Origin of the sequence: Microbulbifer rhizosphaerae, from assembly GCF_014191725.1 — a bacterium.
Classification (GTDB): Bacteria; Pseudomonadota; Gammaproteobacteria; order Pseudomonadales; family Cellvibrionaceae; genus Microbulbifer; species Microbulbifer rhizosphaerae.
Genome location: NZ_JACHWZ010000020.1, coordinates 93,880 through 99,923 on the forward strand (window position 1 = coordinate 93,880; position 6,044 = coordinate 99,923).

Annotated in this window: 6 protein-coding genes; all 6 read left to right on the forward strand. The window is 64.6% G+C overall.

What is annotated here, in order from left to right; genetic code table 11:
* Positions 1-32: 32 nt before the first annotated feature.
* The 6 genes from rsxC (at position 33) to FHS09_RS17985 (ending at position 5,869) form a co-directional block, all read left to right on the forward strand.
* Positions 33-2,087, forward strand: coding sequence for an electron transport complex subunit RsxC (gene rsxC / locus FHS09_RS17960; protein WP_221192104.1), 2,055 nt, complete (start codon positions 33-35; stop codon positions 2,085-2,087).
* Positions 2,088-2,484: 397 nt separating this feature from the next.
* Entirely contained in the window at positions 2,485-3,543 is a 1,059-nt protein-coding gene (rsxD, locus tag FHS09_RS17965; RefSeq protein WP_183462457.1) for an electron transport complex subunit RsxD, read from the forward strand.
* The gene (gene rsxG / locus FHS09_RS17970) at positions 3,543-4,229 is read left to right on the forward strand and encodes an electron transport complex subunit RsxG (RefSeq protein WP_183462459.1); all 687 of its coding nucleotides are present in this window, start codon (positions 3,543-3,545) and stop codon (positions 4,227-4,229) included. Before rsxD ends, rsxG begins: the two co-directional genes overlap by 1 nt.
* Positions 4,229-4,942, forward strand: a complete 714-nt coding sequence (locus FHS09_RS17975; protein WP_183462479.1) for an electron transport complex subunit E — start codon at positions 4,229-4,231, stop codon at positions 4,940-4,942. Before rsxG ends, FHS09_RS17975 begins: the two co-directional genes overlap by 1 nt.
* Before the next feature lie 17 nt (positions 4,943-4,959).
* Positions 4,960-5,160 carry a hypothetical protein gene (locus FHS09_RS17980; protein ID WP_183462461.1) on the forward strand — a complete coding sequence of 67 codons (201 nt, stop codon included), beginning with the start codon at positions 4,960-4,962 and terminating at the stop codon, positions 5,158-5,160.
* 4 nt (positions 5,161-5,164) lie between these two features.
* A complete protein-coding gene (locus tag FHS09_RS17985) occupies positions 5,165-5,869 on the forward strand; it encodes a TetR/AcrR family transcriptional regulator (protein WP_183462463.1) in 705 nt (234 codons plus the stop codon).
* The last annotated feature ends 175 nt before the right edge of the window (positions 5,870-6,044 follow it).

Consider the following 6,044-nt stretch of genomic DNA (forward strand, 5'->3'; position numbering starts at 1 on the left):
CCCGCGAGCGCCGCGCCGCCCGTGAGGCGCAGTTGATCGCCAGCGACCAGGCGCGGGAGAAGGCACGCGCGCTGAAGCTTTACGATTTTCCCGGCGGGGTTCACCCGCCGGAGAACAAGCACCAATCCACCGGCGAACCCATCGGCAGCATTCCGCTGGCGGAGGATTTAGTTGTACCGCTGAACCAGCATGTGGGCGGCACCGCGATTCCGCTGGTGAAGCTGGGCGAATACGTGATGAAGGGCCAGAAGATCGCCGAGGCGGACGGCCTGATCAGCTGCCCGGTGCACGCGCCTACATCCGGCAAGGTAATGGCGATAGAGCCCTGCGCGGTGCCCCACCCCTCCGGCATGCCGGCGGACAGTATCGTGATCCGCACCGACGGCGAGGAGCGCTGGTGCGAGCTGATTCCCTGCGAGGATTTCCGCGGTGAGGAGCCGGTGGACCTGCTGGAAAAGATTCGCGAATGCGGCATCGCCGGTATGGGCGGTTCCGGCTTCCCCACCGAGGTCAAGCTGGACCCCCACGGCGGCGCCGAGATCGATACGCTGCTGATCAATGGCGCCGAGTGCGAGCCCTATATCACCGCCGACGATATGCTGATGCGCGAGCGCGCGGAGGAAATTATCGCCGGGGTGAAGATCCTCGCCTATATACTCGACGAGCCTGAGCGGGTGCTGATCGGCATCGAGGACAACAAGCCCGAGGCCATCATGGCGATGCGCGCGGCCGCCGAAGACAGCCGCATCGATATCGTGGTCCTGCCCACCAAATATCCCTCCGGCGGCGAGAAGCAGCTGATCCAGATACTCACCGGGCGCGAGGTGCCCAATCGGGGCCTGCCCGCCAACATCGGGGTTATCTGCCAGAACGTCGGCACCGCCCGCGCGGTGTACCGGGCAATACGTTTCGGCGAACCGTTGATCAGCCGGGTGACCACGGTGGTGGGCCAGGCACTGCAGCGACAGCGCAATATCGAGGTGCCCCTGGGCACCCCCATCCGCCATATTCTCAAGCACCACGGCGCCCACCACGGGCTGATGCAGCGCATCGTGATCGGCGGCCCCATGATGGGCTACACCATCAACGACGACCGTACGCCGGTGATCAAGACCACCAACTGCATCCTGGTGCCCACGGATGAGGAACTGCCGCCGGCGCCGCCGGCCCAGGCGTGTATCCGCTGCGGCTTCTGCGCCGAGGTGTGCCCCGCTTCGCTGCTGCCGCAACAGCTGTACTGGTATGCGCGGGTGGACGACCGGGAAAAGCTGCAGGCCTACAACCTGTTCGACTGTATCGAGTGCGGCGCCTGTTCCTATGTGTGCCCCAGCACCATTCCGCTGGTGCAGTATTACCGCGCCGCCAAGGGCGATATCCGCATCGCCGAGGCGGAAAAGGAAAAATCCGATCGCGCCCGCGAGCGTTTCGAGTTCCGCAAGCTGCGCCTGGAAAAAGCCGAGAAGGAAAAGGAAGCCAAGCGCGAGGAGCGCCGCAAAGCCGCGGAACTGGCGCGCAAGCAGCGGGAAGAGAATACTGGCTCCCCGGAAGCCAAATCTGCACAGCAGGAGGCCGATGTGGTGGCCGCCGCGCTGGCGCGGGTGAAAGCCAAACAGGCCTCTCCGGAACAACAACTGGCCCGCGCCCAGCGCGCACTCAGCAGTGCCGAGCAGCGGGTGGAGCGCATGCAGAAAAAACTCGAGGCCGCGGAAGAGAGCCAGCGCGGCCAATTGGCGGCGCAACTGAAGGAGGCGGAAATCCGCCTGCGGGAAGCGCAACAGAAACTGGCCCAGGCCGAAGAAAAGGCCGGCGCGGCGCCGGCGGAAAGCGCGGAGAAGAGCAAGGCGCAGAGCGCCATCGAAAAAGCCAAGGCCGCCGCCGCGGCCCGCGCCAGTATGAGCGATGCGGATAAACTGGCGGCGGATATCGACGCCCTCAAGGCGCGTGTGAAAAAGTCCGAAACGCGGCTGGAAAAAGCGCGCGCGGAGGGTGATGCCAACGTGGACGCGTTTGAAACCGCGCTGGAAAAACTGCAGAAAAAACTGGAAGAAAAGATGCGTGAGCAGAAGGCTGCGGGGGATCAGACATGAATGACACTGACTTAAGCGTTGTTTCTTCTGTAGGATGGGCAAAGCGAAGCGTGCCCATCGTTCGCGGCGTTGATGGGCACGAGCCCGCCATGGATGGCGGGAATGCAGGAAATGCATGGAGCAATTTTCTGCCTTCGCTTTGTCCATCCTACGAAAATACCATTTCCCGGCTTAAGTCAGTGCCATTCGGATCAGAAATAATGCACTTGCCTTGTAGGAGCCTGCTTGCAGGCGAATTGGGCCCTATCCGATTCCGGAGGCATTTCCTCTGTGGGAGCCTGCCCTGCAGGCGATTATCACGAGCCCGGAGAACCCGCGCCATATCGCCAGCGGGGCTGGCTCCCACAGGGCTGGTGGTCACCGTCGAGTCCCGAGTCCCGAGCCCCGAGTCCCGATCATGGCACTGATGCGCGCCACCTCCCCCCACGCCCTCTCCGGCGAGAGCACCACCAAGGTCATGCTGCAGGTGGCCGCGGCCACCGTTCCCGGGGTGCTGGCGCTGGTGATTTATTTCGGCATCGGCGTGCTGATCAATATCCTGCTGTGCACCGCCACCGCGCTGGCCTGCGAGGCGGCGGTGATGAAGCTGCGCAGCCGCCCGGTGGCTTTCTATCTCAAGGACGGCAGTGCCTTTGTCACCGCGCTGCTGCTGGGCATAGCCCTGCCGCCCTACTGCGTCTGGTGGCTGCCGGTGGTGGGCACCTTCACGGCAATCGTGCTGGCCAAGCACCTGTACGGCGGCATGGGCTACAACCCGTTCAACCCGGCCATGGTGGGCTACGTGGTGCTGCTGATCAGCTTCCCGGTGGCCATGACCCGCTGGGTGGGGCCCGCGGAACTCATCTATGGCGCGCCCGGTATCGACGAGGCCTTAGGCCTGGTGTTCGGTTTCGGCGGCTACAACGTGGACGGCTACACCCGCGCCACGCCGCTGGAAGTGGTGCGCCTCAACGAATCGGTGCTGCTCTCCCGGCTGTACGAGATGGAGCCGGTGTTCAACAAGGGTACGCTTGCCGGGCTCGGCTGGGAGACGGTGAATTTCGGTTTCCTGTTGGGCGGCCTCTTCCTGCTGTTCCGGCGCATCATCACCTGGCACGCGCCGGTGGCCATGCTCGCCACCCTGGCGCTGCTGTCGCTGCTGTTCTACGACAGCGGCAGTTCCCTCTCCGAGGGCTCGCCGATGCTGCACCTGTTTTCCGGGGCCACCATGCTCGGGGCGTTTTTTATCATTACCGACCCGATCAGCGGTGCCACCAGTAACAGGGGGCGGTTGATTTTCGGCGCCGGCGTGGGGCTTCTCACTTATGTGATCCGCGCCTGGGGCACTTACCCGGACGCGGTGGCTTTCGCGGTGCTGCTGATGAATTTCGCCGCGCCCACCATCGACAACTACACGGTGCCGCGCACCTATGGCCACAAGGCGCCGCGGCGGGCCACTGAGTTGGAGGAGCGGTGATGCTGAAGCGATCCGTACTCGGCAACGGCCTGATCCTGGCGCTGTTCGCGCTGATCACCGCCGGCACCCTGGCGGTGACCCAGATCGTCACCCGCGAGCCCATCGAGCGGGCGATCCGCCAAGCCGCGGCCAAGGCGCTGCTGGAAATTATTCCCCTCGAGCGCCACAGCAACGACCTGCTGCTGGATACCTACCCGATCCCCAAACGCTACTGGGAAATGCTGGACCTGCCCAATGGCGGCGATATCAATCTGGCGCGGGAGGACGACGGCAGCATCTTCGCGGTGATCATTCCCACGGTGGCGCCGGACGGCTACTCCGGCCCTATCCGGTTGCTGGTGGGTGTAAACCGGGACGGCACCGTCGCCGGGGTGCGCGTCACCAGCCACAGTGAAACCCCGGGGCTGGGGGACAAGGTGGACCTGAAAAAGAGCGACTGGATACTGTCGTTCAACGACAAGTCGCTGCAGGACCCGCCGCGGGACCAGTGGAAAGTACAGAAAGACGGCGGCGCCTTCGATCAGTTTACCGGCGCCACCATCACCCCGCGGGCGGTGGTAACCCAGGTGCGCACAGTGCTGGACTTCGTCGCCGAGCACCGTGAGGAGATTTTCAACGTGCCGCCGTCCGGGCGCGCGGTGGAAGTGGAGCCGCAGGCGGCCAAACCCGAGCCGGAGAGCGAATGATGGCAAACCCCGAATACGGAGAGATCACCCGCAACGGCCTGTGGAGCAACAACCCGGCGCTGGTGCAACTGCTGGGCCTGTGCCCGCTGCTGGCGGTGACCGGCTCGGTGGTGAACGCCATCGGCCTGGGACTGGCCACCACCGGCGTGCTCATCTGCTCCAATCTGGCGGTATCCCTGGTGCGCCGGCAGATGCCGGAAGCGGTTCGCCTGCCCGCCTCGGTGATGATTATCGCCACCTTCGTCACCTGCGCCGAGCTGCTGATGAAGGCCTTTACCTACGAGCTCTATCTGGTGTTGGGGATTTTTATTCCGCTGATCGTCACCAACTGCACCATCCTCGGCCGCGCCGACGCCTTCGCCAGCAAAAACCCGGTGCTGCCCTCGCTGGTGGACGGTTTTATGATGGGCGTGGGATTTACCGCGGTGCTGATTGTGATCGGCGCCATCCGCGAGGTGCTCGGCCAGGGCACGCTGTTTGCGGATATGGACCTGCTGTTCTGGCCCTCCGCCAAGGAGTGGGTGATCCCAGTACTCGGCGCCGACTACCCGGGCTTCCTGGCCGCGGTGCTGCCTCCCGGCGCCTTCCTGGTGGCGGGCCTGTTGATCGCGGCCAAAAATGCCATCGACGCAGGCATAGAGCGCCGCCGCAGCCAGCAGGTCAGAATCGTGCCCGGCGCCAAGCGGGTACGTACCACCGGCAAAATCACCTGACTCTGTAGGAGCGGCCGTTGGCCGCGATCAGCATCCGCTACGAAGCAACACCGATCGCGGCCAACGGCCGCTCCTACAAGGTCCGTGCCGAACTCCGTCGCTGTAACCTTTTTGGCACAGTCTTCCTCGCCACAGCGGTGGCCATTTCCAACTATTTCGCTAGAATGGGACTCCGATCCGGAATTTGGTCGGCGACCAACAATAAAAACAGGGAATAACACTATGAGTGTGGACAATGGAAAGTCTGAACTGGTCTATCATGGACGCCGCGCCCAGCGCGCGGACAGCCGCCAACGCCGCAAAGCCATCCTCGAGGCTACTCTGCGGCTGATCGTCAGGGAGGGCATCCGCGGTATCCGCCACCGCGCTGTGGCCCGCGAGGCATCAGTACCTCTGGCCGCCACCACCTACTATTTCAAAGACCTGAGCGACCTGATAAGCGACGCCTTCACTTACTTTGTGGAACAGGGGCTGGAGCACACCCGCCAGTTGCAGGAAGACAGCTTCGCCGTCGCCCGCCGCCTGACGCCTGAAGAGCGCGCCACGGGCACCGGGCGCAAGCTGCTGATCCAGCAGTTGACCCGCTTTATCCTCACCCATATCCGAGCCCAGGCCGGCAACCGCGACTACCGTCTGATCGAGCTGGCATTTCGCAATGAGGCGCTGCGCAACGAGCAACTGACCCGCGTCATCCGCATGGCCAACTCGGCCAACGAGTCGCTGATCCAGGAATTCTTCGAACTGCTCGAACTCGCCGATCCCCCGGCGGCGGCGCAGATAGTGCACGGGACCATCCTCAACCTGGAATACCAGATCCTCAGCGGCGCCATCACCCACGACTCGCCGCTGCTGGAACGCTCGGTCACCATGATGATCCGCGGCCTGATCCCCGCCACCCTCCCGGTGACGGAGGCCGCCCGGGCCTGAGCCTCCTCCCCTGTAGTAGGAGCGGGGGGGGGGGGGGGGGGGGGGGGGGGGGGGGGGGGGGGGTGGGGGGGGGGCGGGGGGGGGGGGGCGGGGGGGGGGGGGCGGGGGGGCGGCGGGGCGCGGCCCCAGCAACGCACCGCACGCGGCACCACAACCAACTGAGAGGAAAGGAATA